Raw genomic sequence first — 24,972 nt, 5'->3', positions numbered from 1 at the left:
AACAAAACACATTTTATTATGGCAAATTCAAAAGCAAGCAAAAAGTTAATGAACATGGTATACGGTCTAGGAGCGGCCGTTGTAATTCTCGGTGCACTTTTTAAGATTATGCACTGGCCATTTGGTAACCAAATGCTTATCATTGGTCTTATTACAGAAGCATTCGTATTTACAGTTTCTGCATTCGAACCAGTAGACGACGAACTAGACTGGTCTCTTGTATATCCAGAATTAGCTGGAGGACAAAAGAAAGATAAAAAACAAAAAGAGGAAACTCCAGAAGGTTTATTATCTAAGAAATTAGACGAAATGCTTAAAGAAGCTAGAGTAGATTCTAGTTTGATGAGTAGTTTAGGAGAAAGCATCCGTAACTTCGAAGGTGCTGCAAAAAACATCTCTCCTACTGTAGATGCTATCCAAGGAACTAAGAAATATAGCGAAGAGATGGCTACTGCTGCTTCTCACCTAGAGTCATTAAATAGCCTTTACAAGGTACAATTAGAATCTTCTGCGAAGCAAGCTGAAGCTAATGAGCAAATTGCAGCAAATGCACAGCAATTAAAGCAACAAATGGAGAATCTTGCTACTAACCTTTCTTCTCTAAACGGAGTATATGGTGGTATGTTAACTGCAATGAACAGAGGTTAACATTAAATAATTGAGTATAATTATATAACTACCAAAATCTAAGAAGAATATGGCAGGAGGAAAATTGTCCCCACGGCAAAAGATGATTAACCTGATGTACTTGGTTTTCATCGCAATGATGGCACTAAACATGTCAAAAGAAGTATTATCAGCATTCGGATTAATGAACGAAAAGTTAACCGAGTCTAATACCATAGCAACAGAGCGTAATACTGCATTTATGGCTGGTTTGGCCGAAAAAGTTTCGGAGCAACCAGAAAAGTATACACCTCTTAAAGAAAAAGCAGATCAAATTAGTGCGCTTTCTAACGAATTCAATGCTTATATCGATCAGTTAAAAACTGAAATTACTGAAGGATTAAGTGATCCTACGGATTATGAGACAATGGATAAGTCACTTACCTTGGATCAAAAATTCTTTGAAGGAGGAAAAACTACTGCGGCAGCGCAAGAGTTTATAGATAACATATCTAAATACCGTGACGGTGTTTCTGCAGCTATCAAAGAAGTAAAAGAAGTAGATGCAGCTATAGCAAGTGATGTTGAGAAAACATTTGCAACAGGAGATGTTAAAGACAGATCAGGAGTATCTAAAAAATGGTTGAACTACAACTTTGAAGGGTTCCCATTGGTAGCTTCTTTAACAAAGCTTACGCAAATGCAAGCTGATGTTAAGACTACAGAAAGTAAAGTGCTTTCTGCACTATTAGCAGGTCAGCAAGCGTCAGAATTATCATTTAGTAATTACGAAGCAATTGTTGTTCCAGACAAGACGGCTTTCTTTAGTGGAGAGAGCTTCAAAGGTAAGATCGTTTTGGGACGTTTTGATGCTACTTTAAAACCTACAAAAGTAGAAGTAAACGGAAAAGAACAAACTGATGTGCAGAATGGTCAAATTATGTTAGATTTCCCTGCAGGGAATGTAGGAGAAAGAGAGATAAAAGGTGTACTTGAGTTTAAAGAAGGGGATTCAATTGTTCCTATTCAAATTAAGAGTTCTTATACTGTAATTCCTAGACCTAACTCGGCGGTAATTTCTGCAGATAAAATGAACGTTGTATATCGTGGTGTAAACAACCCAATGACGATCTCTATTCCTGGTGTGCCTAATGTAAATGCATCGGCTACAGGATTGAAGAAAGTTGGAGGTGCAGGTAAATACATGATGAATGTAACTGCGGTTAAAGGACGTGAAGTAAGCATTAAAGTAAGCGGTAAATTACCAAACGGTACTACTGTAAGCGATAGTAAGAAATTTAGAATTAAGGATATTCCTAGACCAGTTGGAACTGTACGTGGAGAAGACGGTGCAATAAAAATGGCTAGAAATGCGTTACAAATATCGTCTATCGGTGCGATCTTACCAGACTTTGATTTTGATATCAAACTGAAAGTAACTGGATTTAAATTTAAGGTAGAAGGTCAGCCAACAGTAAGTGTACGTGGTGGTAGATTAGATTCTAAAGCGAAGTCTGCATTACGTAAGGCAAAAAGAGGATCTTCTGTGCAGATTATTGATATAAAAGCGCAGTTAACTACAAACGCTGGATATAGATTGAAGAAAATATCTCCGGTAATTGTTGAGTTAACTAACTAAAATAAACTTAAGAGTTATGAATTTGAAAAACTTAGTATTAACCGTTCTTAGCTTGGTTGTTTGTCATCTTTCGTATGGTCAGGCTAATGTGTTGAATGCTTCAGAGCCTGCAGATATAGGAAAGAAGACACAAGAACAGATCCTTTACGATAACGATCATCCATTAGAGTATGGTTACGTTGATAAACGTGATGTTTTATGGGCTAAGACTACTTGGGAAACTATAGATCTTGATGAAAGAATTAACTTCCCGTTATATTATCCTATAGATACTAATAATATTGGCGCTAATCGTCGTTCATTATACGATGTATTGGTAACAAATATTAGAAACGGTAAGGTTAAGAATATTTATTCAGATTCATATTTTACAGAAACCCGTACATTCGAAGACTTACAGTCTACAATGTCTAAAATTGATACTACGGATTTAGGATATGAGCAGTATAATGCAGGTGAGCAGGTAGACCCTCAATATATTAATAGAAGGGATATTACTTCAGCCGATATTGCAGAATATAAAATCAGAGGATATTGGTATTTTGATAAGCGCCAAGGTGAATTGAGATATAGATTACTTGGATTAGCTCCAGTAGCTCCCGATGTAAACTTTATTGATGACGATGAGCCAGATATGGTAGCTTTGTTTTGGGTGTGGTATCCAGATGTAAGAGAAATTCTTCATAATACTTCTTCTTTTAATAGAAGAAACACATCGATGCCGTTTACTCTCGATCATATTTTAAATGCGAGACGATTTAATTCGATTATATACAAGGAAGATAATGAACAAGGTGACCGCGAGATTAAGGATTATATCGTGGATAATGCCCTGATGCAACTTCTGGAAAGTGAACGAATTAAAGAAAGTATTAGAAATTTCGAACTAGATATGTGGTCTTATTAAAAGTCACTTTATCTAAGAGATATATAGAAAACGCTCGACTATTAGTCGGGCGTTTTTTTATTTTTGCAGCATGTTGGATTACATTATCGTTGGTTTCGGATTATCAGGCTTATCTTTTGTTGAACAACTAGAAGATCATAATAGGTCATTCGTTGTGTTTGAAAACGCTTCACAACGATCTTCCAGAGTTGCAGGAGGTATTTATAACCCTGTAATCTTAAAACGCTTTACAGCAGCCTGGAATGTTTTGGAGCAAATGGAGAAAGCAGTGCCGTTTTATAAAAGCATTGAAACTAAGCTAGGGAAACAACTGGTAACCGATCTTCCGGTACTAAGAAGGTTTAACTCGGTAGAAGAACAAAATTCATGGTTTGAAGCGAGTGACAAACCAATTCTAAAACACTTTTTATCTCCTGATCTTATTCCCAACACCAATGAGGCTTTGGATGTTCCTTTTCAGTATGGGCAAGTAAAACAGACCGGAAAAATTGAAGTTGAACAAATGCTGACTTCTTATGCAGACTACTTGACTCAAAAAGATAGTTTTGTTCAAAGTTCTTTTGAGTATTCAGAATTAGAGATAAAAGAAGGTTATGTTGTTTATAAAGATTACAGAGCCAAGCATATTGTATTTACTGAAGGGTTTGGCGTAAAGAACAATCCTTTTTTCAATGATTTGCCTTTGGTGGGTAATAAGGGAGAGTATCTTTTGATCAAATGTGAGTCTTTAGAATTGGATGTTGCTATAAAATCTTCTGTTTTTATCATTCCTCAGGGAAATGATGTGTATAAAGTTGGTGCCACTTATGACAACCAGGATAAAACACCGGAGACCACATCTTCCGCAAGAGAGGAATTAATTAAAAAATTGAACACAATTCTTAAAAAGCAATATCAAATTGTTGGGCAGGTTGCGGGAATTCGGCCTACAACCAAAGATAGACGACCTTTGGTAGGAGTACATCCATTATATCAAAATGTCTATATTCTGAATGGTTTAGGAAGCAGAGGGATACTTATTGGGCCAACGATAGCAGGTCAGTTATATGAATTCATAGAAAATGGTACCCCATTACCTGTCGAAATGGATATCAAACGCTTCGGTAATTAAGACCAGCTTTTTTCTTTGTCGTAGTGCATAAAAAGATTAATCCAGATATTTCGGGATAACCTCATAATGACTGGCATAAACACTACCAAGGTGCCTACAATCGCAAAAAATGTATGCAACAAATTCAGTTTCAACAACAAGTTAGCGATCACAAACGCTGCTACAGCGAAAGCGATTCCTACTGCATAACTTACATACATGGCTCCATAGAAAAAGGAAGGTTCAATTTTGTATTTAGTATGGCAATGACCACAACGCTCCCGCATTTTTAAGGTTTCGCTTAGTTTATAAGGATTTGAATTTTGGTACATGCTTTCCTGTTGGCATACAGGGCAACTGCCATTTACTATGCTATTTATTTTTGTGCCTTTTAAGAAGTTCATATGTTCCTTTTATGCTAACACAAAAATAATCATCTTTGCACAAAATATTCAAAAGCTCATGTTAAACATACATAACCTATCAATATCATTTGGAGGAGAATATCTGTTTGAAGAAATCAGTTTTCGGTTAAATGCCGGAGACCGTGTTGGCCTGATAGGGAAAAATGGAGCTGGAAAATCCACTATGCTCAGAATTTTGTCTAAAGAACAAGAACCAGATTCTGGTCAAATAGCCCTGGACAAGGAGATAAATATTGGATTCTTGAAGCAGGATATCGATTTTGTGCAAGGGAGAACTGTGTTGGAGGAAGCCTATGAAGCCTTTACCGAAATTAAGAAGGCAGAGCGGCAAATGGATAAAATCAATGCGCAACTTGCTGAGCGTAGCGATTACGAAAGTGATTCTTATAACGAGCTGATTACCGAATTAAGTGATCTTACACAGCATTACGAGATTATAGGAGGATATAATTATGAAGGAGATACCGAGAGAGTGCTCCAAGGATTGGGATTTGCTCGAGAGGATTTTGAAAGATTAACAGATACTTTTTCTGGTGGGTGGAGAATGCGTATCGAACTGGCTAAATTGTTATTACAAAATAACGATATCTTATTGCTGGATGAGCCAACCAACCACTTGGATATTGAATCTATCATATGGTTAGAAAATTTCTTAAGGAGTTATGCAGGAGCCGTTGTAATCGTTTCGCACGATAAGATGTTCTTGGATAATGTAACCAATCGTACTATCGAAATATCCTTGGGGCGTATTTATGATTACAATACCCCATACTCAAAATACTTAGTGCAGCGCAATGAAATTAGAGAACAACAATTAGCGGCACAGAAAAATCAATCCAAACAAATTGAACAAACCGAGAAGCTCATCGAGAAGTTTCGTGCCAAAGCCTCAAAAGCCTCGATGGCACAATCTCTGATCAAAAAACTGGATAGGATAGAACGTATTGAAGTCGATGAAGACGATAATGCGGTTATGAATGTTCGTTTCCCAGTAAGTGTACAACCCGGTAAAGTGGTCATCGAAGCAGAAACCGTTGGGAAATCCTATGGAGAGAAAGAGATTTTGAACGATATTAATCTTTTGGTAGAACGAGGATCCAAGATTGCTTTTGTGGGGCAGAATGGTCAAGGAAAAACAACTCTGGCCAAGATCATCATCGACGAGATTGAGCATACAGGTACCCTCAAACTAGGACATAATGTGCAAATAGGGTATTTTGCCCAAAATCAGTCAGAATATTTAGATGGAGAGCTTACTATTCACGAAACTATGGTGAATGCGGCCAACGAAAAAAATCGCAGTAAGGTTCGTGATATGTTGGGAGCATTTTTGTTTAGAGGAGATGAAGTGGATAAAAAAGTAAAAGTGCTGTCTGGAGGAGAACGAAATCGATTGGCGCTATGTAAATTGCTTTTACAGCCATTTAATGTGCTTGTGATGGATGAGCCTACCAATCACCTGGATATTAAATCAAAAAATGTATTAAAAGAATCTTTAAAAAGTTTTGAAGGGACTTTGATCCTGGTGTCTCACGATAGAGATTTTCTTCAGGGACTTACCAATACCGTTTATGAGTTCAAAAATAAAAACATAAAAGAGTATTTGGGAGATATCGATTTTTATCTGGACCAGCGTAAGGTGGCAGATTTACGAGAAATAGAAAAGAAAGATAAAATTCAACATAAAGAAGTTGCTGATTCCAAAGAGACTGCAAAACAATCCTATCAGGATCAAAAGAAACTGAAATCGTTGAATAACAAGCTAAGCAATGTAGAGGCAAAAATTAATAAGCTGGAGAAAGAAATCAAAGAAATAGATGTCGAGCTTGCAGTTAACTATGACCAAACCATTGCTGCACCTAACTTTTTTGATACGTATCAGGCAAAAAAGGATGAGTTGGCAGCATTAATGGATAATTGGGAAATTCTTCAAGAAGAGATTGACTTGTTGACCAGTCAATAGAACGCTTTAATTTTTATCTAATTCTCAATATTTACTCAATTAATTTTCTTTTTTTGAGCTAGTCGTTGTCTTTTTTGAGAATCAAACAGAAAGATAAGGGAGAATTTGAAATTCCCGAAAAAACCCAATGTTACTTTTACGATATTTTTATGGTTAGCGACAGTAGCAACTAGATTTTTATGGATATTTTTGTATCAAAAATTAAACAACAGTATTTATGAATAATACAAAAGCCATTGATTTGAATGCTCATGCCTTATCTTGGGTTGGTAAGATTCACTACGATTTTGGATTCCTAGTACAAAAAGCGTTTACAGAAAATGGATTGGACCTGTCTAAAGAGCAATGGAGTGTTCTAAAAAGATTGAATGTAAATGACGGGCAACCCCAAAATGATTTGGCGTTCATCACGCATCGAGACAAAACATCAATGACGCGTCTGGTAAATTCTATGGAGAGTAAAGACCTGGTGGTTAGAAAAAGCGATGAAAACGACAGAAGAGTAAATCGTATTTTTTTAACGGAGTACGGAAAGCAGGTAATTCAGAAAGTACAGCCAATAATGTACGATCTTATTCCGGCAGTTCAGGAAAGCCTAAACGACGAAGAAATTGAAGTTTTGATCAATGTATTGAAAAAAGTAAAAGGTAAAATAGCTGAAATAGCAGAAGAATAATAGCTTAGAAAAATAAGTAACTCATTCAAAAGCATCTGTTTACAGATGCTTTTTTGTTAAAGAATCCTTGATTTAATTTTTATGAGTTCTTTAACTGCAACCTAATTAGGTTGTTGATAGCTTTGTGCAGTTTTTCTCGGGAAAAGCCTAAACAAAACTACTTATGAGAAACATTATACTTGCTATATTGGGTGTGTTGTTGGTTATCGGTGCAGTGTTTTTTGCCTCTACATTGATCGATAGTAACAAACGACAAAAACCAAAACCTCCCAAGGTTGTAAAAACCGTTTTTGTAGACACGGTTAAGAATAAGACTGTGCCTATAGTCATCCAGGCCAATGGTAATCTCACGGCCAAAAGAAGATTGGAGTTATATGCAGAGGTGCAAGGAGTCTTCAAAGGAGGATCCAAACTATTCAAAACAGGACAAAATTATAAGAGAGGGCAGGCGTTAATACGAATTGATGCTTCAGAATATTATGCAAGTGTGCAGTCTGCCAAAAGTAATTTATACAATCTGGTAACATCCATAATGCCAGATCTTCGATTGGATTATCCCGAAGTATACGATAAATGGCAAACATATCTTAACCAGTTAGATATGAATAAGGTAACTCCGGAGTTACCAGAAACCTCTTCAGAAAAAGAAAAATACTTTATTACCGGAAGAAATATCTATACTACCTATTATAATGTAAAGAATTTGGAGCAGCGTTTGGCCAAGTATACCATAACTGCGCCTTTTGATGGTGTGCTTACCGAAGCCTTGGTTAACGAAGGTACCTTGATACGTCAGGGGCAAAAGTTGGGAGAATATATCAATACCGATGTATACGAAATGGAAGTTGCTGTAGGTAAAGAATATGGAGATCTACTGCAAGTAGGAAAATCAGTAGCACTTACCAATTTGGATAAAACCAAAACGTATAGTGGTCAGGTAATCCGTATTAATGGAAGAGTGGACCAGGCTACGCAAACCATCACTGCCTTTATTCAGGTATCAGAACCTTCACTACGAGAAGGAATGTATCTGGAAGCCAATCTGGATGCAAAAAACGAAAAAAACGCCATTGAAATAGACAGGAGTCTGCTTCAGGAAGGGAATAAAATATTTGTAGTTCGTGATAGTATTTTGGATGTGGTAGATGTACAACCCGTATATTTTTCGGATAAAAAAGTAGTGCTTAAGGGAATTCCGGATCAGACCATCATGGTGTCCAAGGCAGTTCCGGGAGCCTATGCGGGAATGCTCGTATCTGTGTTTGGCAGTAAAACCCCGGAAAAGAAAGGGCAAGGACGAGCAATTAGCAATAGAAAAGCAGCCCAGTAATGAGAAAAATCATCGCATATTTTATCAAATATCATGTGGCGGTAAATGTCATAGTGATTGCTTTTCTGATCTTTGGAGTTTTTGGTGCGTTGTCACTTAAATCTTCATTTTTCCCACTTACCGATTCTAAGAACATTAATATTAGCATTACCTACCCGGGAGCTTCGCCTCTGGAAGTAGAAGAAGGGATTGTATTAAAGATCGAAGATAACCTAAAAGGGCTTGAGGGGGTAGAACGAGTGACCTCGACATCCCGAGAAAACAGCGGAAATATCAATGTGGAAATCGAAAAAGGTAAGGATATCGATTTCATGTTGTTAGAAGTTAAAAATGCTGTAGATCGCGTACCTACTTTTCCAACAGGGATGGAACCTATAGTGGTGGCCAAACAGGAGGCGGTTCGACCTACTATCAATTTTGTAGTGAGTGGAAAGGATATTCCGCTAATTACCTTAAAACAAATCGCAAGGCAAATAGAAAACGATCTTAGAGGGATCGATGGGATCTCTCAAATCACCATTTCTGGATATCCGGCAGAAGAAATAGAGATAGCAGTAAATGAAAATAGTTTGCTGGCATATAATCTAAGTTTTAATCAAGTAGCTCAGGCCGTTAGTCAAGCTAATATTTTAACTACCGGAGGTACTATCAAGACCGATGCAGAAGAGTATTTGATTCGTGCCAATAATAGATCATACTATGGAAACGAACTTTCGAATTTGATCATCCGTGCCGAGTCTTCGGGAAATACCATACGATTAAAAGATGTAGCACAAATCAGAGATCGTTTTTCTGAAACACCGAATGCGACTTATTTTAATGGAGATTTATCCGTAAATATTGAGATTACCAGTACCAATACTGAAGATCTGATTTCGTCGGCAGAGAAAACAAAAGCCTATATCGAAGAGTTTAATCAAAAGTACAATAATGTCGAGCTGAATGTGGTTAGTGATCGTTCGATCACACTTGTGCAACGAACCAAGCTTTTGACCGAAAATGCAATTATTGGGATGCTACTAGTACTTACTTTCTTGTCGTTGTTTTTGAACACAAGATTAGCATTTTGGGTAGCGTTTGGATTGCCCATTGCCTTTTTGGGAATGTTTGTCTTTGCCGGTTCTTTTGATGTTACTATCAATGTATTGTCTTTGTTCGGGATGATTATCGTGATCGGGATATTGGTAGATGATGGTATTGTGATTGCAGAAAATATATACCAGCATTATGAACGGGGAAAAAGTCCGATTCAGGCAGCAATCGATGGTACAATGGAAGTAATTCCGCCAATTATTTCTGCCATTATCACTACCATTCTGGCCTTTGGGATATTTTTATTCCTGGATGGGCGGATCGGAGATTTCTTTGGAGAAGTTTCAGTTATTGTGATACTTACGCTTACCGTTTCGCTGGTCGAAGCATTGATCATTCTTCCTGCTCACTTGGCGCACTCAAAAGCACTAAAACCACAAGATAATAGTCCAAAGAAAGGGATCGCACAGATTTTTGCAAAACTTCGCTATATCAACACGTTTGGAGATCGTATTATGCGTTGGCTTAGAGATAATTTATACAGCCCAGCCATACGATTTACGCTGCAAAATAAACTGTTTACCTTTTCTATATTTCTGGTTTTATTGATCATGACTATTGGTAGTATTGGTGGTGGAATTGTACGAACGGCATTTTTTCCACGTATTGCCAGTGATGCAGTATCGATAGATCTGGGGATGCCCAATGGTACCAATGAAAAAATTACGGACTCCATCATTTCTATTATTGAAGAAAAAGCATGGATCGTCAACCAGGAATTGACTGAAGAGTATCTACAAGATGAAGAATATGAAGGTAAAGTACTGTTTGAAAATGTAATCCGCAGAGTAACATCATCTTCAGATGCCTCTTTACGAATCAACCTATTACCGGGAGAAGAAAGGCCAAATGCCATTAATTCTGGTTTGGTTGCCAATCGTATTCGTCAAAAAGTAGGGCCTGTATTTGGAGCCGAGCGATTGATATTTGGTTCTGGTGGTAATTTTGGAGGGAGTCCGGTATCGGTTTCCTTATTAGGAAATAATATTCAGGAACTAAAAGCGGCCAAGGCAGAGCTCAAAAAGGTACTGGAAGATGATGATCGATTAAAAGATGTAGCCGATAATGACCCAGCAGGTATCAAAGAGGTACGTCTTGAACTTAAAGAAAATGCATATGCCTTGGGCTTAAATCTAAGAGATGTGATGGCACAGGTACGATCTGGATTCTTTGGAGTGCAGGCGCAACGTTTTCAACGAGGACAGGATGAGATACGAGTTTGGGTACGTTATGATCGGGAAAACCGTTCTTCGATCCTGGATTTGGATAATATGAGAATTGCAACGAACTCTGGAGAAAAAATTCCTTTGAGCGAAATTGCTAATTATAGTATAGAACGAGGAGATGTGGCTGTAAATCACCTCGAAGGAAGGCGAGAAGTGCAAATTTCTGCGGATCTTAAAAACCCGGAAGCGACAAGTTCTACCGATGTGTTGGAGGAGATCAGAAACGATATTATGCCAGAAATTATAGCCAAATACCCTACAGTAACTCCATCGTACGAAGGCCAAAATCGAGAGGCAGGAAAATTCTTAGGATCGTTACGCCCGGTAGGATTAACTGTTTTGGTATTGATCTATATTACCATTGCATTTACTTTCCGTAGTTATAGCCAGCCTTTATTGTTGCTGTTATTGATTCCTTTAAGTCTTCCTGCAGTGGCATTAGGACACTGGATACATGGTTTTCCAATCAATATTTTATCATTATTAGGGATTGTTGCGTTGATCGGAATTATGGTGAATGATGGCCTCGTCCTCATAGGTAAATTCAATAGTAATCTGCGAGCGGGAATGACCTTTGATCATGCCATTTATGAAGCAGGAAGATCCCGTTTTAGAGCTATTTTCCTAACATCCTTAACTACTATAGCCGGTTTAGCTCCTTTGATTTTTGAAGAAAGTCGACAAGCAAAATTTTTGATCCCGATGGCGATCTCTATTGCCTATGGAATTGGATTTGCTACAGTGCTTACACTGCTGGTATTACCATTGTTTTTGTCATTCAACAATAGTGTAAAAGTATCTACAAAATGGTTGATTACCGGAAATAAAATAACCAAAGAAGAAGTAGAACGAGCGATTAAAGAACAAAATGAAACTCATGAAGAACACCAGGAATTACAGGAAGCTTAGATCGGTTGCACAATTTGTTTTCTTTCTGTTGATGGGGTCTGGAGTGGTTGCTCAAAAATTGACCAAACAGGAGGCGATACGATTAGCATTAGAAAACAACTTTGGAATCATTTTGGCTACAAACGATATCGAAGTTGCCGAAAACAATAAAAGTGTTCTCAATTCAGGCTATTTACCTACGCTATCCGGGAATGCATCTGCGGTATACAATAGAGATAATATCGAAGCTCAATTTGCTAATGGCGAAACAAATGTGCTGAATGGTGCAGAAAGTGATCGCTACAATGCGTCGGTGAATCTTAACTATACGTTGTTTGATGGTTTAGGGCGTTTTTACAATTATAAACGACTGAAAGAGCAATATAATCTTACAGAGCTTCAAGCTCGCGAGACTATCGAGAATACCTTATTGCAACTATTTACTGTCTATTTTGAAATTGCCAGGCTTACCGAAAATAATGAGATTTTGGAAGAAACCCTTCGTATCTCTCAAGAACGAATTACCCGAGCGAATTACCAGTTTGATTATGGGCAAAATACCAAGCTAGACGTTCTCAATGCTCAGGTAGACGTGGCTAATGATAGTATCAATCTTATTAATGCAAAGCAACAGCTATTGAATACAAAACGCGATCTGAATTTGATTTTGGACAATGAGCTGGCTCAGGCTTTTGAAGTGGATACTACTGTAAGTTTTATCAATAAATTACAGATCAGTAGTTTTATGGAAAAGGCTATGGAAAATAACGTGAGGATTCTGCGTAATCAAAGTGCCATCAAGATCAATGAGTATGATGTAAAAGTCAGTAAATCTGGATATTTGCCTACAGTTGGCCTGACAGGAACGTATGGCTGGAACAAAAATAATAACAATGCGGCGGCTTTCTTGGCTACCTCGATATCTGATGGATTATCGGCGTCGGTGAATCTAAGTTGGAATATTTTTGATGGAGGATCTACAATAACCCGAATTAAAAACGCGAAGATAACCTTAGAGAACACTGAGATCCAACAGCGACAAGTAGAGCAGGAGGTTAAAAGAGATATTGCAAATGCGCTGGGTAATTATGAAAACCGATTACAGGTGTATGAAATCCAACAGCAGAATGTAATTACCAATCAAAATAATTTTGAAAGATCCAAAGAACGCTTTAAACTAGGACAGATTACATCCATCGAGTTTAGATTGGCTCAAATTAATTTGATTAATGCACAGACCAATAAAAATCTGGCAAAGTATGATGCCAAGATTGCAGAACTACAGTTGTTACAACTTACAGGGCAATTATTGAATATAGAATTTTAAAAGATGTTTGAACATTTTTTTCAATGTCCGTATTGCTGGGAGCAAATTTCGATGTTGCTCGACCCTTCTATACCATATCAGGTGTATGTAGAGGATTGCGAAGTATGTTGTAATCCCATAGAATTACACCCCAGGTTTGAAGACCAGGAATTGATCAGTTTTGATGCGATAAGTATTGAACAGTAAGGTGTTATGCGACTATTGATAGTTACTTGTATTATTTTTTATTAATTTTTAGTAAAAATAGTGTTGTATAAAATAAAAATGGTTGTATATTTGCCGTCCAATAGCGCGGGATAGAGCAGTAGGCAGCTCGTCGGGCTCATAACCCGAAGGTCGCAGGTTCGAGTCCTGCTCCCGCTACAAGTGATAACCTCTTGATTCTCAAGGGGTTATTTTTGTTTAAAGAAATCTGCTTATAAGGATTTTTCATTGAACTTTGGCTTGGAGTACCTAAACGGAGTACCTATTTTTTAAGTTTTATTTGCTGAAAATGGTCATCTCAGCTATTGCTTTATTGATAACTGTGGCATCAATATAGTGTTTATTAAGGATCTCATCGGTAGAATGTGAATCCAACTTTCTCATATCGTTACCCATAGCTAGTTTTAAATACGTTAGATATGTTTTTCTAAGGCATTTCATTTGTAAATCTCTATCCGTGTTCAGTCTTTTGTAGAAGTGAGAAAAGCCTTTAGAAAGATTCTCCATTATGGTTTGAGTTGATGTCTTTTCTCTGTTTGGACATAGAATATAATCAGTAGACCCTTTAAATTGTTTATATCCAAGTCTGTATAATAAATCTTTTAGGTCTTTAGTGATCGGAATGATATTGGTTTGAACATCGTCATTGAATCCATCCCCTAGCATTCTTTCTACTTTCAAGTTATTAAACTCTATATACGAAATATTGCCATTGATTTCATGTATCATATCCCATCGGAGTTCTACTACTTCTTCTCTTCGACCTCCGGTATGAAGGCATAATTCTATTCCATCCCTTAGGAAGTCACGATAAACATTTCTTCTTTTAGCATTCTTGTTACCAATGATTACCCAGCCATTCTCATAGCACATATTTGTTGAGTCAATAAGATTATTAAATTCTTCTTTGGTAATGGTAACGTTTTTCGTCTTAATGGATTTATGTCGAGCTTTTTTAAATGGGTTTTTCATTTGTAATTCATATTCGTCAATAGCCCATTCGAAGAAGCTTTTTAAAGATGTAATTTTATTATTGTATGTTTTATTTGCATAATTTAGATCATCTGTAAGGTAGGAGTGGAAATACCCAACATGAACGTCAGAAATTTTATGAATAGCTATAGTTTTTTTGTTTATTCTTTTTTTGGATAAAGTGATATTAAATTGCTCAAGCGACTTTGCTTGTTCCTTAATGTGTTTGTCGGTTCTTTGAACTTTTTGATGTTCCGGAACATCGATATTATCTAGGAAGTTTAAATAAGCTATCTGAACATCGAATAAGAAAACAGCTTTTCTATGGGTACGGGGTTGTGTCTGCATAGAAAAAAGCTCTTCCGTATACTCCTTCTTAAATTGAATCGCTTGTATTACAGCATCGTTATAATTAGTCACATCGAATGTTTTACTAGCTCTTGCCATATTACTACCTGGTATATGAAATCTTGTTTTGAATCTATGTCTTGCATAATCTGGGCAATTAGAAAATTTAACTTGCGAATCACCACAAATTGGCTCTACCTTTTTAGGAGTTCCATTTTCATTGGGCAAGTATTTTTGAGTCCAAAAAAAGTGTTTTTTGCACTTGTTACAAACAATACAAACACCTTCTCGTTTTCCGGTTGGAAGTTTCTTACGTTTAATCATTTTATTATTATTTAAATTAATATTTGATACGAATTTTAATCATTGGCAAACTTTTTTGCGAATCTTGATATAGGGGTAGTCTTTTTATTTGTTTTGATTGGGGTATTGATATCTTGTTCGATTTCTAATACATATTCTAGGTGATCATTGTTTTTATAATGTTTGAATAAGGTGTCCCATTTTTGAGGATATTGTGTTTTTAAAGCTTGAATCACAAGTCTGTCAAATACTGCTTCCGCCATGAATTTGAATGTCATTTTATTACTTCCTACGGGCATTATAGGTAGGTTATTTTCCTTACACCATTTTATTGCTGTTCTCCAGTCACTTGCTCCAAGTATTTTGGATAATTTAGTCATTGATATAAATTGTTTATCATCTTCATTAAATTTCATTTGATACTTAATTGCTACTTCTCCAATTGTCTCGTAGGTAAAAGCAGTAGTTTACTAAGTGTGCGTGACTTGTCTCGGTCAACTTGCGTTAATAATTATTTTTTAAAATCTGTTCTATCTATTCTATAGGCGACTGCGATTTTATCATTGTTTTGTTTTACCTCTATATTTCGGTAATCTCCATTTCTCAGCATTTTTTCAATTCTTTCGGCATCATCAATTTTTTCTGTGCCTTCAATACAATCCATTTCTCCATTTCTTTTTAATACACGGATTGTTTTATACTTTTTCATTCTAATGATCTCTATAACTTTCAATTCATCATTAGTTAATCCGGCCAGTTTACAGAATTCAGGAATTTTGTATACGGGGTCAAGATTTGTTTTGACCACCTTATGCAGACATATCGTTGTATGGTTTTCGATTTCTCCGGACCTGAGCTTTGCGAAATAATCTTTTTCATCAAGCATCCAGACAGCTTCCAGAGTGTCGTTATAAGAAACAACAACAAAAATAGGTTGATCGTACAAGAGAACTCTAAACGAATAATATTCCAGTGCAGGATATTCTTTTCCATCCTCTGCTGTAATAGGGGCAAGCATTGATTCTTTACAAGCCTTCATTTCAGCGTGAGAAAACCGTAATCGTTTCATTTGGTCAAGTACGCCTATAAGAATTACATCTAAGGCGCTATAATAGTTATACTTGTTTGAGACATTAGGATCTCTTTTGTCATCCAAAATGCCTTTTAACCGCCAAGTATGCAGGGTCATTCTATTGATGCCAACCATTGCTTTGCTTTCGAATATTAATTCATTCAAGGCTTCGCTGTGTGCTGTAAAATCCTCCTTGTTTGATTTCATTTTTGTATGTATTTGTTGATTTATAAAAGCTAATATACAAAAATAACGTCACGTAAAGATAACGTGACGGTTTAACTTAATATAGTTTTCTATTCCATTTCTTAATTTAGTTTTCATACTTCGGTCTTTTAGTGGATGGTTACTATGTATAAATTGGGATCAATTTTAGCTCTTTAAAGCCAATAACTGCTTAAGGGCATCCGTTTCTCCATTTTTAGCTTCCAGAAGCGATTTATTACACGCTCCCAACTCTTTGTTCAGTTTTTGAATGTTTTCTTCTAGTTTAGCTTTTTCTGCCTTGTATTGTTTATTTTCTTCGGTGAGCTCTTCAAGATCTTGTTCAAGACTATCGTTGTTTATAATGATGTCTATTTTTCTTCTGGAGAGAAAAATCATTCTATCGAATAGCGCAATAATAGCTTTCCTTTTTTCGGCAAAGGTTTCTTCAGCGAAAGCTTCATTAAAATGGGTTTTGATATGCAGTAGATCATTTTCCGTTTCACCACAGAGCTTTTTGGCATCTTTTCCTTTAACCTTTTTGTTTTCAGCAATAAATAATTCTAATCGTTTTTCAACTTCTTCGAACACTTCGCTTAGATCACTGTCATCGATAGCCGAACTATTTTTTTTGTCAGACAAAAAAGCATCTTCCACGTTAATGGATTCATCATAAAAATAGTTGAAATCAATATTCAGGTCTTTTCCGAGATTAAACATTAACAAGTGTGGAGCGTGTTTTTCTTTACCTCCTTCTACATCTTTTCCTCGCATGTGGGTCACAATATACTTGTTATAGGGATAATATTTTACCCCAAAAGCATAATCGGTAATCAACTCCAAATTGGTTTGCGATTCCTTATGTGATTCGATCAAGAAATCGATCAGTTTTAAGGTCTGTTTGTCTATTATTTTGAGGTCTTGCATGTTAAATAAGTGTTAAAATATAAATTGTATATAGATTTTATACGCTGTTAATCAGTTAACTATATTTTTAAAAGATTTTGAAAAATCAACATATTTATAGAAAATATATAAATATTCTATAAATTTGAAAATGAATATATATAATTTATATTACCGTTACGCGATAAACTGTTTTTTTCATTGTCCGTGACAAATGTATATAAAATTTATATAATATTCATATAAAATTTCAACAATTTTTAAAACCATTGGGGATGTACACAAAAGAAGAATTTGACCAGCAAGTAAAAACACTCTATGACTACCACAAAGAACCGATCCATAAACTCATAAAACGAACAGGGCTTACCAGACCTACCGTTATGAAATTCTTACAAGGGAAAGCATTGCGGTCTTACAATCAAGACAAGCTGATAGAAGAAGTTATTAAATTGAATGAAGAAGCACAGGAAAAAAGAAGGTCGCTTCAGGAGCGAGGAAAGCGTATTCAACAATTGGAACTGGAATTAGCTGACGGGGATGCTAGAGGAAAAAGTGAATCTGTATAATGTAAAGCTACGGGAAACAATGAAGATTATCATCATTCAGGAATCACAAAGGATAGAAATGCTGCGCAGCATTGAACGCACATTTAAAAGAAGGAAAAGACCAGGTACAACACCTATTCACTATCACAAGGTACATATCAAAAAAGAAGATTAAGCATTATAATTTTTTAGTAAAGTCAGGAATTTATTTACCAGTTGTTTTACAGCAATTGTAGGGTTTTTATGTCTTGATTTTCAGATAGAAAGGAGAACATCATCTATGATTATTAACTATTCCATTTCATTTCAGGCGTTAGATCAATTTGTATTTCGGTTTAATAATGACCAGGAAACCATCGGTACAAAAGTCAGGCAATCAATGATTGCTACCGCAAAAGAAGTCATTAAGATTTATGGGGTTTCTTTGGTAAAGTCCAATAAGGTATCTCCCATAGACCCCTGTAACTTACCTTCTTTAAGAACCAATAATAAGCAACTAGCTAAGATTACTCAAGCTAGTGGAAGAACTATACAACGTCATATAGATCGTCTATTAGCATGCGGTATATTAACGGAGAAGATATGGCACGGTTCTCACTCCAGTTATGAGTTGTTTATAAACCCAAAAATTCTGTGGATAAAGGGTATTGGGAGTGTTGATAAGCTAAAAGATAGACGAAAAGACACTGAAAATTTAAGCATTGAAAATCAAGGAATTAAAAATAATATAACTACAAAATGTCCTCATTCATACACTAGTAAAAAGACTTATAAAAGAAATAATGGAATAATAGGTGTTGAAAAGCTTCAAGACAGTGGGGAGGTGAATTTCGATGAAGGTTCGGGATTGACTCAAAAAAGTACTCATAAAAAGACCAAAAAAACAGAAGAAAGGTGTTCGCTCTCGCTCACGGACAAAGGTGGTACCAAGAAAAAAACTAAAAAAGAGACTGAAAAAACACGAAGGAAAGACCTTTTGGAAGAAGATGCACGAAGGAAAGATGCCTGGCGGGAAAAAAATGAGCTTGATGAAAAAGCTGTGCGTGGAAGGCAAACCAGTGCGGAAAACATCGAGATCGGAGAAAACAGACAGGGAAATGAACCCTACTGTGATGCATCCCGCCACGCTTTCCTATCGAAATACGTCAACGAGCTATGGGAATTGGCAAAAGAGGTTTTATACAAAGATGTACGGCTAAACAAACGGCAATGTAACCTTGCGCTTACTCTTTTATATCAATGGTATGAACCTGTTTCCGATGAAAAAATGGATTATGTTCATAATGTCTATAAATCCCGAATTTATATTGCTCGCGACTATGTGGATCGAGATCCGGAGCATCGATTTATCAAACTTCCGTATGAATATTTTAATCCGAAAGCAAAAGGTGGCTTTGCGGGTACAATGCCTTGGTATCAGGCCGATAAAAAACATAAAGAGGGCTTGAAGTTAAAAAGGATTTTACGGGAAGAAATTCAAAAATTCAGGAGAAACGAAAAGAAAGACACAGCCGAAGCACGCCCACGATTAACAGTCTATAGGGAGTGCGAACAACGCCTTGGTAAATTGGGGATACCAGAGCTATTAAGCAAGTTTTATGCGGCTGTTCTAAACCCAAAATTGAAAGAATAATTAAATCTAAAAAGAGTGAAAAAATGGAACAAAAAACCAAAAGGAGAAGCCCAAGATTGGCAGAAAAATTAAGAAAAGCAGTACAAAATTTGAATGTTGATGTGTTTGGCTATGAATCGAAAGTAACCAGGAATATCATTAGCTATGTTGAGAAACTCTCTAAAGAAACCGGATTACCACCGGATCGATTGGTTGTCCGAATTTTTCAGGATAGAACAGCTATCAATGTAGCAGTTCATAATCAAGGAAGACCTGTTAAAAAGATTCCGGTAAAAGAATTGATTACCCTATTTACCAATTCCGAGCCGTCTGGATTGTTCGATCTGGAAGCAAAAGTTATACGTGGTATTGAAACATTTATGAGTGAGTTTGCTGAACATCATCATATTCAAGTTGACCAATTACAGATTTGTATTGTTACAAGTCATGATAAGGTTTGGGTGAAAGGATACCAAGGAATAACTCACATCAAGGACATCCCATTGGGTGTATTAATCAAACATTTCACGCAATGAACACCAGGAAAAAAAGAAAACGATGGAATCCTAAAGAACACTCCAGGTACAAAATGGTGGTGTATTTCAAGGACAAGGAATCTATTGATCCGAATAAAGATGATGAATCAAGTACATTCTATTCATTTGATTGGAAAAGTGGATACTCAAGATTTCTTGATCCGCAAAAAGGATTAGAAGGACTACGTAAAAAAGTTCAGGAATATGGGCATAAAGCAAATTTTATATTGATCTATGACCGTACTACGGACAGATTGATCGAAAAGTATTTTGAGGGAGAACCTGTGGAATTCTAAACAGATAAAAGACTATAAAAAACAAAAATAAAGGGATGAAAAAAGTCAAGGAGTTATTAAAAAAATCAGAGATAAAGGAAGATTTGGAAATTGAAAAGTCTTCTACGGATATCGTAAGGTTATTGTATGTATCACCGTTATTAAACTCAGATGGGTATTACCGAATGATTCTTCCATATATGGAATTACGAACTGTGGAAGGGTTTGAAACACGAGTAACTTCGGTGACCAAATGGGATTTTGCAAAAACCTTTACTATTGGAACGGATACCTTACAAGAAGAAGAAATACGGTGGGCTGATTATATCATTTTTCCAATGCTCACTAAAAATTATATCTATTTATTTCAGGCTATCAGGGTTCTGAATCCAAATGTATACCTGGTTATGGATGTAACCAGGCAAATTCACAATATTCCTAAAGCGCATCCAGATCACGAAGTATATAAAAAAGAAGATCAAGATCAATTATTTCAGAACCTTCTTCAGATGGATATGATTACTACACCCATAAAGAGATTGTGTAAATTATATCAGGCATGCTTACATACCGTTTCAGATGGAGAACTGTCGATAGAATTCTTTTGGCTTCCATCTCTTATTTCCAATATAGGTTTTGAAGGGATTTCATCAGTAACAAAACCAAATGATGATGTAGTAAGAATTGGTATAATTGGATCTGCTAAATCTATTGTAGAATATCAATATATACTTCCTGTGCTAAAGAAAATAAAAGAAAAGTATAAAGATAAGATAGAGTTGATCTTATTTGGCTGGAACGGCAAAAACGTGGAGGGTATAGAGGTATTAAAAGACATAGAAATTACCTATCATAAATCGGTTAGTTTTCTTGATTACTACCAAACTCTTAATAACTTACACTTTGACCTGATACTAATTCCGATGCGTCCTTTATTATATTATGCCTACGCCAATACGATATTATTTTTAGAAGCTGCTGCTATTGGTGTTCCTGTAATTGCATTAAAAGATTCTTCTTATCGCGAAGTTATCGACCACGAAAAAAATGGGTTATTAGTTTGGAAACTGTCGGAGTGGGAAGCCGCATTGATGCGCTTGGTTGATGAACCTGAATTTCGCAATAGAATAGGTAAATATGCTAAGAAATGGGCTTGGGAAAATCGTTCATATACACGGAAAAACTTGAAGATTTTTAAGAATATATTTTTTTAAAGGTCATAAAATCAGGTTATTTCTTCTAGACTTAATAGGGGCAGTGTTATTCATTGTCTCTTATTTTTTTTATGTATTCGGATAATTTTACTTTTTCTTTCTTATAAAACGCTCTGGCAAATATTTCAGCAGAAGTATATCCAGTTTCGTTTGCAATGGCTTTAAATGTATAATTTCTGAATTTTTCATCAGTCTCTAATCTACTTTTAGCATAATTGATTCTTAAATCATTAATATATTGTGTAAATGATTTTCCTTTATGAGTATTTACCACTTGAGAAAGATATCTGGAATTGGTTCCAAATCTTTTTGCAAGGACACCGGTAGTAACTTTTCCTTTAAGGTAATCTTGATTTTTTTCAAATTCCCTAAGTTTCTCCATGATATTATTGATAATTTCATCTGCGATTAAAATTTCTCCATTTGTGGCTTCAGTCTTTTTGGCAATTTGAGCTAAAACAATCGCTTCTTTTTGAGCTAGCGATATAAAATCAATGATATAGGTAATCATCATGGCTAAAAAACCAAAGTTCAATACTATGACTCTTAGAGGTTGATAGTTTGCAAAAATTAATAAAACTGGTAACATAGATAAAGTAAATAAACCCAGATAGCTCGATATGACTCTATATTTATAATGCTTTGAGATCTCACGGGTATCTTTAAAGTAGAGTTTAATTAATATGTTGCCGACTTTGATCAAAAAAGCAAATGCAATAATCACAGGGACCGTTAAAAAAAGTAGTCTGGAAAGTTCCAAGTTTTTGAAAATAAAATAGGGTATGACAAATAACAATAAAAAAGCTCCAACTAGAATATATAATAAAGGTTTAACTCCAAAGAGAAAGTGTTTAAAAGGACGGATATCAAATTCTTGATATATGTAATAGATAAAGTATACGGCTACTAAAATTCCCGAGGCAAAAGCTAGGATGTATTGTGTTATTATACTAATTGAAAAATTCTTTGAAGGAAATAATCCTGCAAGAGTATTATAGAGGATAAAAACAACAATAAGGAATAAAAAACGTATTCTGGATTTATCATTTGGTCTAGCAAATACAAATAATAATTGTGCGAATAGTACAAGGGATTGAATAATTAAAATAATAAAAGTGGAGAGATGCATTTGTGTACCGAACATGTATTTGATATGGTTTTAAGGTAAATTATGATTTTGTTTTAGCTAACGAAACAATCAAGTAACTTTGCTTTTGGTATTTATTTGATGATTTCGGGACTCGTCCGATTAGTTTTTTGTTGATTTGAGTGGTGAAATGAAATCAGGATAGCCTGTTTTAGTGGACGATATTAGTCCTACTTACTAGGGGTAGGAGTATGGTTTACAGGAATTACTCTGTTTGAGAAATAATTCCGATTTGATAGATGATCTAGCTAATTTAAGTTCAACAGCTTTTAAACTCCAACAAAGTATTTTTAAAATATTGTTAGGTAAATCAATAATCGATATATCGGTTTTTTTGATTTCTCGTTCTAAGTTAGATTTGCTTTTGAGTTTACTTCTATGGCTTACAGAGTGCTTTATAGATCGCTGTAATGATCTAAGTCCTTTTTGATTTTGTTTTACAAGGAGAATAATTAAATGAAATATAATTTCAATCGATTTCGTGTTTTTTACACTAGTAGCTATGTACCCCATATAGCAAGAATGAATTTTTAGTTGTTAATTAAGTCGGTATTTGATTTATCGTTTGTTGCATAACTATGGAAAATGTTACCTTTTTATCAACACTTTTACTAGTACTTTGTGTCATGGCAAGAGTAAAAAAACATAAAAAACATAATTTTATTACGGTAAAACCTTAAAATTTGTCAATTTTCATGAAAAATAGGACAACTTTTCGTGAAAAGTAGAATATACCTTTTGGTTTTAACAACTCCATGCTACTAATTTTACAAATGCCTACCCGGAATTTTAGAATCATCTAAATTCAGAAATCACAAATACAAAGGGATGTACTTTTTTTGATTGTATAAAAACTAGTACATCAGTTATTACAGATGCTAAAGGGGAACAGCATGAAAAGTTTAATAGAAAAAGAAGTATTTGGAATCTTTGCTATGGCAATTCTTTTGATTCCGCAAATTGCGCATACATTATATGTATTCGAAGCCAATAGTCATTACGATCATCCTTGGTTTTCATGGTGCTATGCCTTGGGTGTTGATCTTGCCATTTTAATCTTTACAGTAAAGGGATGGTTGCGTACCGCTTTCATTTATCTTTTTGCCACACTTGCACACAATTTAGTATATCAATTTATGCCAGTAGGTGTTGTAAGTAGTGTATTAATTAGTGTCGTACAGTCGACAACCTTGTTTAGCTTTTGTCATCTCTTTTTCAAAAAGAATAAAAACGATACTGTATCAAATAAGACAGATTTAATACTTTTCGATGAAGCCATAGAAATACAACGCGCTATGGAATCAGGAGTTCATTTCAAACCTTACCCTTATATATGCCCTGAATGCAATGCATCATTTATGACTCCAGGAGAGTTAGAGGAGCATATTTTAGAGCATAAATCTCAAAAGGAATGGGAACCTGAGAAATATGGAGCGTGGGAGTTGGAGAACGACACCAGGGATAACTACTGTAGCAATTTCAAAGCCTATGTATAGAACAATTACTTTTTAGTTTCATAGGGGAACGAATATAATTATAAAACATAAATCAGAATGAAAGTGCATTTTAGTATTCATTGGAGTAAGACAAGGCTATATAATGAAGGGCAGCGTGATCTTACCATCCAATGGAATCAAGGAGAGGGATTTCCAAGAGAAGGAGAAGCTATTAACATTCCAAAGTTCATAGGCGGTAATCTTAAACCCAATGAAATATTTATCCAAAACGATAAAGAATTAAATGTTTTTGATTGGGTGGAGAATACAATAGGATGGGAAGTTGAAATGGTGAAATGGGACTATCATAATGGGGTTATGTCACTACATATTTTAGTAGGGGACAAAGGATAATTTTAAAAGTCAAAGTAACTTATCGTTGTCTAATTTTTAAATAAAGTTTTAGTTATATGAAATCATATCGTTTAGGACCAAGTAAATGACTGTTTTATTGATTATAGTATCAGAGAATTAACCGATCTTGATGCTTTTATTCCTATTAGGATGTTATCCATTGTATAGATAATTCAGAGTTTATAAACTCTGAATTATCTCAACGTATAGTTTATTTAGTATTATCAGTTACACCTGTATAGTTTTTTTAAGGTGAGGCAGGGTTAGGCAATAAAATTATTTTTACTACGGTTTTGTGGGTTTAATTTATGGGTGGTATAAATTCGGAAACCCTATTATTATTGGGTTAAACGACTTATTAGTGTTTTTGTAGGTTTTATTTACACAACAGTAGCATTATATGTCAAAAAGAAAATTAAAAAAGACTAGTTATATTTGAAGATATAAATTATCGAATTTGGACTATTTACAGTATTGAAAACTGTTTTTTTGCACAAATTCTTAAGGTAACTTCTCTAGAGACACAGAGAGTTCCTAAGTGTTTTTTTATGATCCAATGGATCAACAACGTTATCTACATTTTTACTCCAGAGACACGGAGATTTCTGTACA

At 35.4% G+C, this 24,972-nt stretch carries 24 protein-coding genes and 1 tRNA gene; 19 read left to right on the top strand and 6 right to left on the bottom strand.

Annotated features, from left to right (window positions below):
* Positions 1-18 precede the first annotated feature (18 nt).
* The 4 genes from porL (at position 19) to ACXAGJ_RS20785 (ending at position 4,263) form a co-directional block, all read left to right on the top strand.
* Positions 19-648 (top strand): type IX secretion system motor protein PorL/GldL, encoded by a 630-nt coding sequence (porL, locus tag ACXAGJ_RS20800; RefSeq protein WP_073319410.1) that lies wholly within the window; start codon positions 19-21, stop codon positions 646-648.
* Positions 649-697: 49 nt separating this feature from the next.
* The gene (gene porM / locus ACXAGJ_RS20795; RefSeq protein ID WP_474842575.1) at positions 698-2,245 is read left to right on the top strand and encodes a type IX secretion system motor protein PorM/GldM; all 1,548 of its coding nucleotides are present in this window, start codon (positions 698-700) and stop codon (positions 2,243-2,245) included.
* Between the two features lie 16 nt (positions 2,246-2,261).
* Positions 2,262-3,152 carry a type IX secretion system ring subunit PorN/GldN gene (gene porN, locus ACXAGJ_RS20790; protein ID WP_474842573.1) on the top strand — a complete coding sequence of 297 codons (891 nt, stop codon included), beginning with the start codon at positions 2,262-2,264 and terminating at the stop codon, positions 3,150-3,152.
* Between the two features lie 70 nt (positions 3,153-3,222).
* Complete coding sequence (locus ACXAGJ_RS20785) at positions 3,223-4,263, top strand: NAD(P)/FAD-dependent oxidoreductase (RefSeq protein ID WP_474842571.1); 1,041 nt, start codon at positions 3,223-3,225, stop codon at positions 4,261-4,263.
* Here ACXAGJ_RS20785 and ACXAGJ_RS20780 read toward each other — a convergent pair.
* Positions 4,260-4,646 (bottom strand): DUF983 domain-containing protein, encoded by a 387-nt coding sequence (locus ACXAGJ_RS20780; protein ID WP_073319399.1) that lies wholly within the window; start codon positions 4,644-4,646, stop codon positions 4,260-4,262. The two genes, ACXAGJ_RS20785 and ACXAGJ_RS20780, sit on opposite strands and share 4 nt — an antisense overlap.
* Before the next feature lie 58 nt (positions 4,647-4,704).
* Here ACXAGJ_RS20780 and ACXAGJ_RS20775 point away from each other — a divergent pair, with 58 nt between their 5' ends.
* From ACXAGJ_RS20775 to ACXAGJ_RS20745, 7 genes are all read left to right on the top strand, one after another.
* Entirely contained in the window at positions 4,705-6,630 is a 1,926-nt protein-coding gene (locus ACXAGJ_RS20775; RefSeq protein WP_474842569.1) for an ABC-F family ATP-binding cassette domain-containing protein, read from the top strand.
* A gap of 217 nt (positions 6,631-6,847) precedes the next feature.
* Positions 6,848-7,306, top strand: a complete 459-nt coding sequence (locus tag ACXAGJ_RS20770) for a MarR family winged helix-turn-helix transcriptional regulator (protein ID WP_073319393.1) — start codon at positions 6,848-6,850, stop codon at positions 7,304-7,306.
* 163 nt (positions 7,307-7,469) lie between these two features.
* Entirely contained in the window at positions 7,470-8,636 is a 1,167-nt protein-coding gene (locus tag ACXAGJ_RS20765) for an efflux RND transporter periplasmic adaptor subunit (protein WP_474842566.1), read from the top strand.
* On the top strand, positions 8,636-11,863 hold the full coding sequence (locus ACXAGJ_RS20760; RefSeq protein WP_073319385.1) for an efflux RND transporter permease subunit: 3,228 nt from the start codon (positions 8,636-8,638) through the stop codon (positions 11,861-11,863). Before ACXAGJ_RS20765 ends, ACXAGJ_RS20760 begins: the two co-directional genes overlap by 1 nt.
* Positions 11,832-13,169 (top strand): TolC family protein, encoded by a 1,338-nt coding sequence (locus tag ACXAGJ_RS20755; RefSeq protein ID WP_474842565.1) that lies wholly within the window; start codon positions 11,832-11,834, stop codon positions 13,167-13,169. The genes ACXAGJ_RS20760 and ACXAGJ_RS20755 overlap by 32 nt, the downstream gene beginning before the upstream one ends.
* A 3-nt stretch (positions 13,170-13,172) precedes the next feature.
* Positions 13,173-13,355, top strand: a complete 183-nt coding sequence (locus ACXAGJ_RS20750; protein ID WP_473282764.1) for a zinc ribbon domain-containing protein — start codon at positions 13,173-13,175, stop codon at positions 13,353-13,355.
* A gap of 104 nt (positions 13,356-13,459) precedes the next feature.
* Positions 13,460-13,532: transfer RNA gene (locus ACXAGJ_RS20745), tRNA-Met, on the top strand.
* 117 nt (positions 13,533-13,649) lie between these two features.
* Here ACXAGJ_RS20745 and ACXAGJ_RS20740 read toward each other — a convergent pair.
* From ACXAGJ_RS20740 to ACXAGJ_RS20725, 4 genes are all read right to left on the bottom strand, one after another.
* Positions 13,650-15,017: a hypothetical protein gene (locus tag ACXAGJ_RS20740; protein WP_474842563.1), complete on the bottom strand. Its 1,368-nt coding sequence runs from the start codon at positions 15,015-15,017 to the stop codon at positions 13,650-13,652.
* Between the two features lie 35 nt (positions 15,018-15,052).
* Positions 15,053-15,412, bottom strand: coding sequence for a hypothetical protein (locus ACXAGJ_RS20735; protein WP_474842561.1), 360 nt, complete (start codon positions 15,410-15,412; stop codon positions 15,053-15,055).
* 95 nt (positions 15,413-15,507) lie between these two features.
* Complete coding sequence (locus ACXAGJ_RS20730) at positions 15,508-16,275, bottom strand: MerR family transcriptional regulator (protein ID WP_474842559.1); 768 nt, start codon at positions 16,273-16,275, stop codon at positions 15,508-15,510.
* A gap of 165 nt (positions 16,276-16,440) precedes the next feature.
* A complete protein-coding gene (locus tag ACXAGJ_RS20725) occupies positions 16,441-17,199 on the bottom strand; it encodes a hypothetical protein (protein ID WP_474842557.1) in 759 nt (252 codons plus the stop codon).
* Positions 17,200-17,453: 254 nt separating this feature from the next.
* Between ACXAGJ_RS20725 and ACXAGJ_RS20720 the strand changes: the two genes are divergently transcribed.
* The 6 genes from ACXAGJ_RS20720 (at position 17,454) to ACXAGJ_RS20695 (ending at position 21,363) form a co-directional block, all read left to right on the top strand.
* Positions 17,454-17,747, top strand: coding sequence for a hypothetical protein (locus ACXAGJ_RS20720; RefSeq protein WP_474842556.1), 294 nt, complete (start codon positions 17,454-17,456; stop codon positions 17,745-17,747).
* A gap of 19 nt (positions 17,748-17,766) precedes the next feature.
* Positions 17,767-17,901, top strand: a complete 135-nt coding sequence (locus ACXAGJ_RS20715) for a hypothetical protein (RefSeq protein ID WP_474842554.1) — start codon at positions 17,767-17,769, stop codon at positions 17,899-17,901.
* Positions 17,902-18,006: 105 nt separating this feature from the next.
* On the top strand, positions 18,007-19,359 hold the full coding sequence (locus ACXAGJ_RS20710; protein ID WP_474842552.1) for a hypothetical protein: 1,353 nt from the start codon (positions 18,007-18,009) through the stop codon (positions 19,357-19,359).
* 23 nt (positions 19,360-19,382) lie between these two features.
* Complete coding sequence (locus ACXAGJ_RS20705) at positions 19,383-19,874, top strand: hypothetical protein (protein ID WP_474842551.1); 492 nt, start codon at positions 19,383-19,385, stop codon at positions 19,872-19,874.
* Positions 19,871-20,170 carry a hypothetical protein gene (locus ACXAGJ_RS20700; RefSeq protein ID WP_474842549.1) on the top strand — a complete coding sequence of 100 codons (300 nt, stop codon included), beginning with the start codon at positions 19,871-19,873 and terminating at the stop codon, positions 20,168-20,170. Before ACXAGJ_RS20705 ends, ACXAGJ_RS20700 begins: the two co-directional genes overlap by 4 nt.
* A 35-nt stretch (positions 20,171-20,205) precedes the next feature.
* Complete coding sequence (locus ACXAGJ_RS20695) at positions 20,206-21,363, top strand: glycosyltransferase (protein WP_474842547.1); 1,158 nt, start codon at positions 20,206-20,208, stop codon at positions 21,361-21,363.
* 46 nt (positions 21,364-21,409) lie between these two features.
* Here the strand turns inward: ACXAGJ_RS20695 and ACXAGJ_RS20690 are convergent, their stop codons facing one another.
* Positions 21,410-22,507 (bottom strand): helix-turn-helix domain-containing protein, encoded by a 1,098-nt coding sequence (locus tag ACXAGJ_RS20690; protein ID WP_474842545.1) that lies wholly within the window; start codon positions 22,505-22,507, stop codon positions 21,410-21,412.
* A gap of 896 nt (positions 22,508-23,403) precedes the next feature.
* On the opposite strand from ACXAGJ_RS20690, the gene ACXAGJ_RS20685 reads away from it, so the two are divergent.
* Together ACXAGJ_RS20685 and ACXAGJ_RS20680 are read left to right on the top strand one after the other, a co-directional pair.
* Positions 23,404-24,006 carry a C2H2-type zinc finger protein gene (locus ACXAGJ_RS20685; RefSeq protein WP_474842543.1) on the top strand — a complete coding sequence of 201 codons (603 nt, stop codon included), beginning with the start codon at positions 23,404-23,406 and terminating at the stop codon, positions 24,004-24,006.
* 57 nt (positions 24,007-24,063) lie between these two features.
* On the top strand, positions 24,064-24,360 hold the full coding sequence (locus tag ACXAGJ_RS20680; protein ID WP_474842541.1) for a hypothetical protein: 297 nt from the start codon (positions 24,064-24,066) through the stop codon (positions 24,358-24,360).
* The last annotated feature ends 612 nt before the right edge of the window (positions 24,361-24,972 follow it).

It is taken from the genome of Aquimarina sp. AWH4_224 (assembly GCF_056160245.1).
The sequence above is the reverse complement of the archived record's forward strand: the minus strand, read 5'-3'. Positions and strand labels throughout refer to the sequence as shown.

Excerpts from the sequence above, each read along its gene's own strand:
- porL (WP_073319410.1), top strand. The coding sequence starts at position 19 with ATGGCAAATTCAAAAGCAAGCAAAAAGTTAATGAACATGGTATACGGT.
- porM (WP_474842575.1), top strand. The coding sequence starts at position 698 with ATGGCAGGAGGAAAATTGTCCCCACGGCAAAAGATGATTAACCTGATG.
- porN (WP_474842573.1), top strand. The coding sequence starts at position 2,262 with ATGAATTTGAAAAACTTAGTATTAACCGTTCTTAGCTTGGTTGTTTGT.
- ACXAGJ_RS20785 (WP_474842571.1), top strand. The coding sequence starts at position 3,223 with ATGTTGGATTACATTATCGTTGGTTTCGGATTATCAGGCTTATCTTTT.
- ACXAGJ_RS20780 (WP_073319399.1), bottom strand. The coding sequence starts at position 4,646 with ATGAACTTCTTAAAAGGCACAAAAATAAATAGCATAGTAAATGGCAGT.
- ACXAGJ_RS20775 (WP_474842569.1), top strand. The coding sequence starts at position 4,705 with ATGTTAAACATACATAACCTATCAATATCATTTGGAGGAGAATATCTG.
- ACXAGJ_RS20770 (WP_073319393.1), top strand. The coding sequence starts at position 6,848 with ATGAATAATACAAAAGCCATTGATTTGAATGCTCATGCCTTATCTTGG.
- ACXAGJ_RS20765 (WP_474842566.1), top strand. The coding sequence starts at position 7,470 with ATGAGAAACATTATACTTGCTATATTGGGTGTGTTGTTGGTTATCGGT.
- ACXAGJ_RS20760 (WP_073319385.1), top strand. The coding sequence starts at position 8,636 with ATGAGAAAAATCATCGCATATTTTATCAAATATCATGTGGCGGTAAAT.
- ACXAGJ_RS20755 (WP_474842565.1), top strand. The coding sequence starts at position 11,832 with ATGAAGAACACCAGGAATTACAGGAAGCTTAGATCGGTTGCACAATTT.
- ACXAGJ_RS20750 (WP_473282764.1), top strand. The coding sequence starts at position 13,173 with ATGTTTGAACATTTTTTTCAATGTCCGTATTGCTGGGAGCAAATTTCG.
- ACXAGJ_RS20740 (WP_474842563.1), bottom strand. The coding sequence starts at position 15,017 with ATGATTAAACGTAAGAAACTTCCAACCGGAAAACGAGAAGGTGTTTGT.
- ACXAGJ_RS20735 (WP_474842561.1), bottom strand. The coding sequence starts at position 15,412 with ATGAAATTTAATGAAGATGATAAACAATTTATATCAATGACTAAATTA.
- ACXAGJ_RS20730 (WP_474842559.1), bottom strand. The coding sequence starts at position 16,275 with ATGAAATCAAACAAGGAGGATTTTACAGCACACAGCGAAGCCTTGAAT.
- ACXAGJ_RS20725 (WP_474842557.1), bottom strand. The coding sequence starts at position 17,199 with ATGCAAGACCTCAAAATAATAGACAAACAGACCTTAAAACTGATCGAT.
- ACXAGJ_RS20720 (WP_474842556.1), top strand. The coding sequence starts at position 17,454 with ATGTACACAAAAGAAGAATTTGACCAGCAAGTAAAAACACTCTATGAC.
- ACXAGJ_RS20715 (WP_474842554.1), top strand. The coding sequence starts at position 17,767 with ATGAAGATTATCATCATTCAGGAATCACAAAGGATAGAAATGCTGCGC.
- ACXAGJ_RS20710 (WP_474842552.1), top strand. The coding sequence starts at position 18,007 with ATGATTATTAACTATTCCATTTCATTTCAGGCGTTAGATCAATTTGTA.
- ACXAGJ_RS20705 (WP_474842551.1), top strand. The coding sequence starts at position 19,383 with ATGGAACAAAAAACCAAAAGGAGAAGCCCAAGATTGGCAGAAAAATTA.
- ACXAGJ_RS20700 (WP_474842549.1), top strand. The coding sequence starts at position 19,871 with ATGAACACCAGGAAAAAAAGAAAACGATGGAATCCTAAAGAACACTCC.
- ACXAGJ_RS20695 (WP_474842547.1), top strand. The coding sequence starts at position 20,206 with ATGAAAAAAGTCAAGGAGTTATTAAAAAAATCAGAGATAAAGGAAGAT.
- ACXAGJ_RS20690 (WP_474842545.1), bottom strand. The coding sequence starts at position 22,507 with ATGTTCGGTACACAAATGCATCTCTCCACTTTTATTATTTTAATTATT.
- ACXAGJ_RS20685 (WP_474842543.1), top strand. The coding sequence starts at position 23,404 with ATGAAAAGTTTAATAGAAAAAGAAGTATTTGGAATCTTTGCTATGGCA.
- ACXAGJ_RS20680 (WP_474842541.1), top strand. The coding sequence starts at position 24,064 with ATGAAAGTGCATTTTAGTATTCATTGGAGTAAGACAAGGCTATATAAT.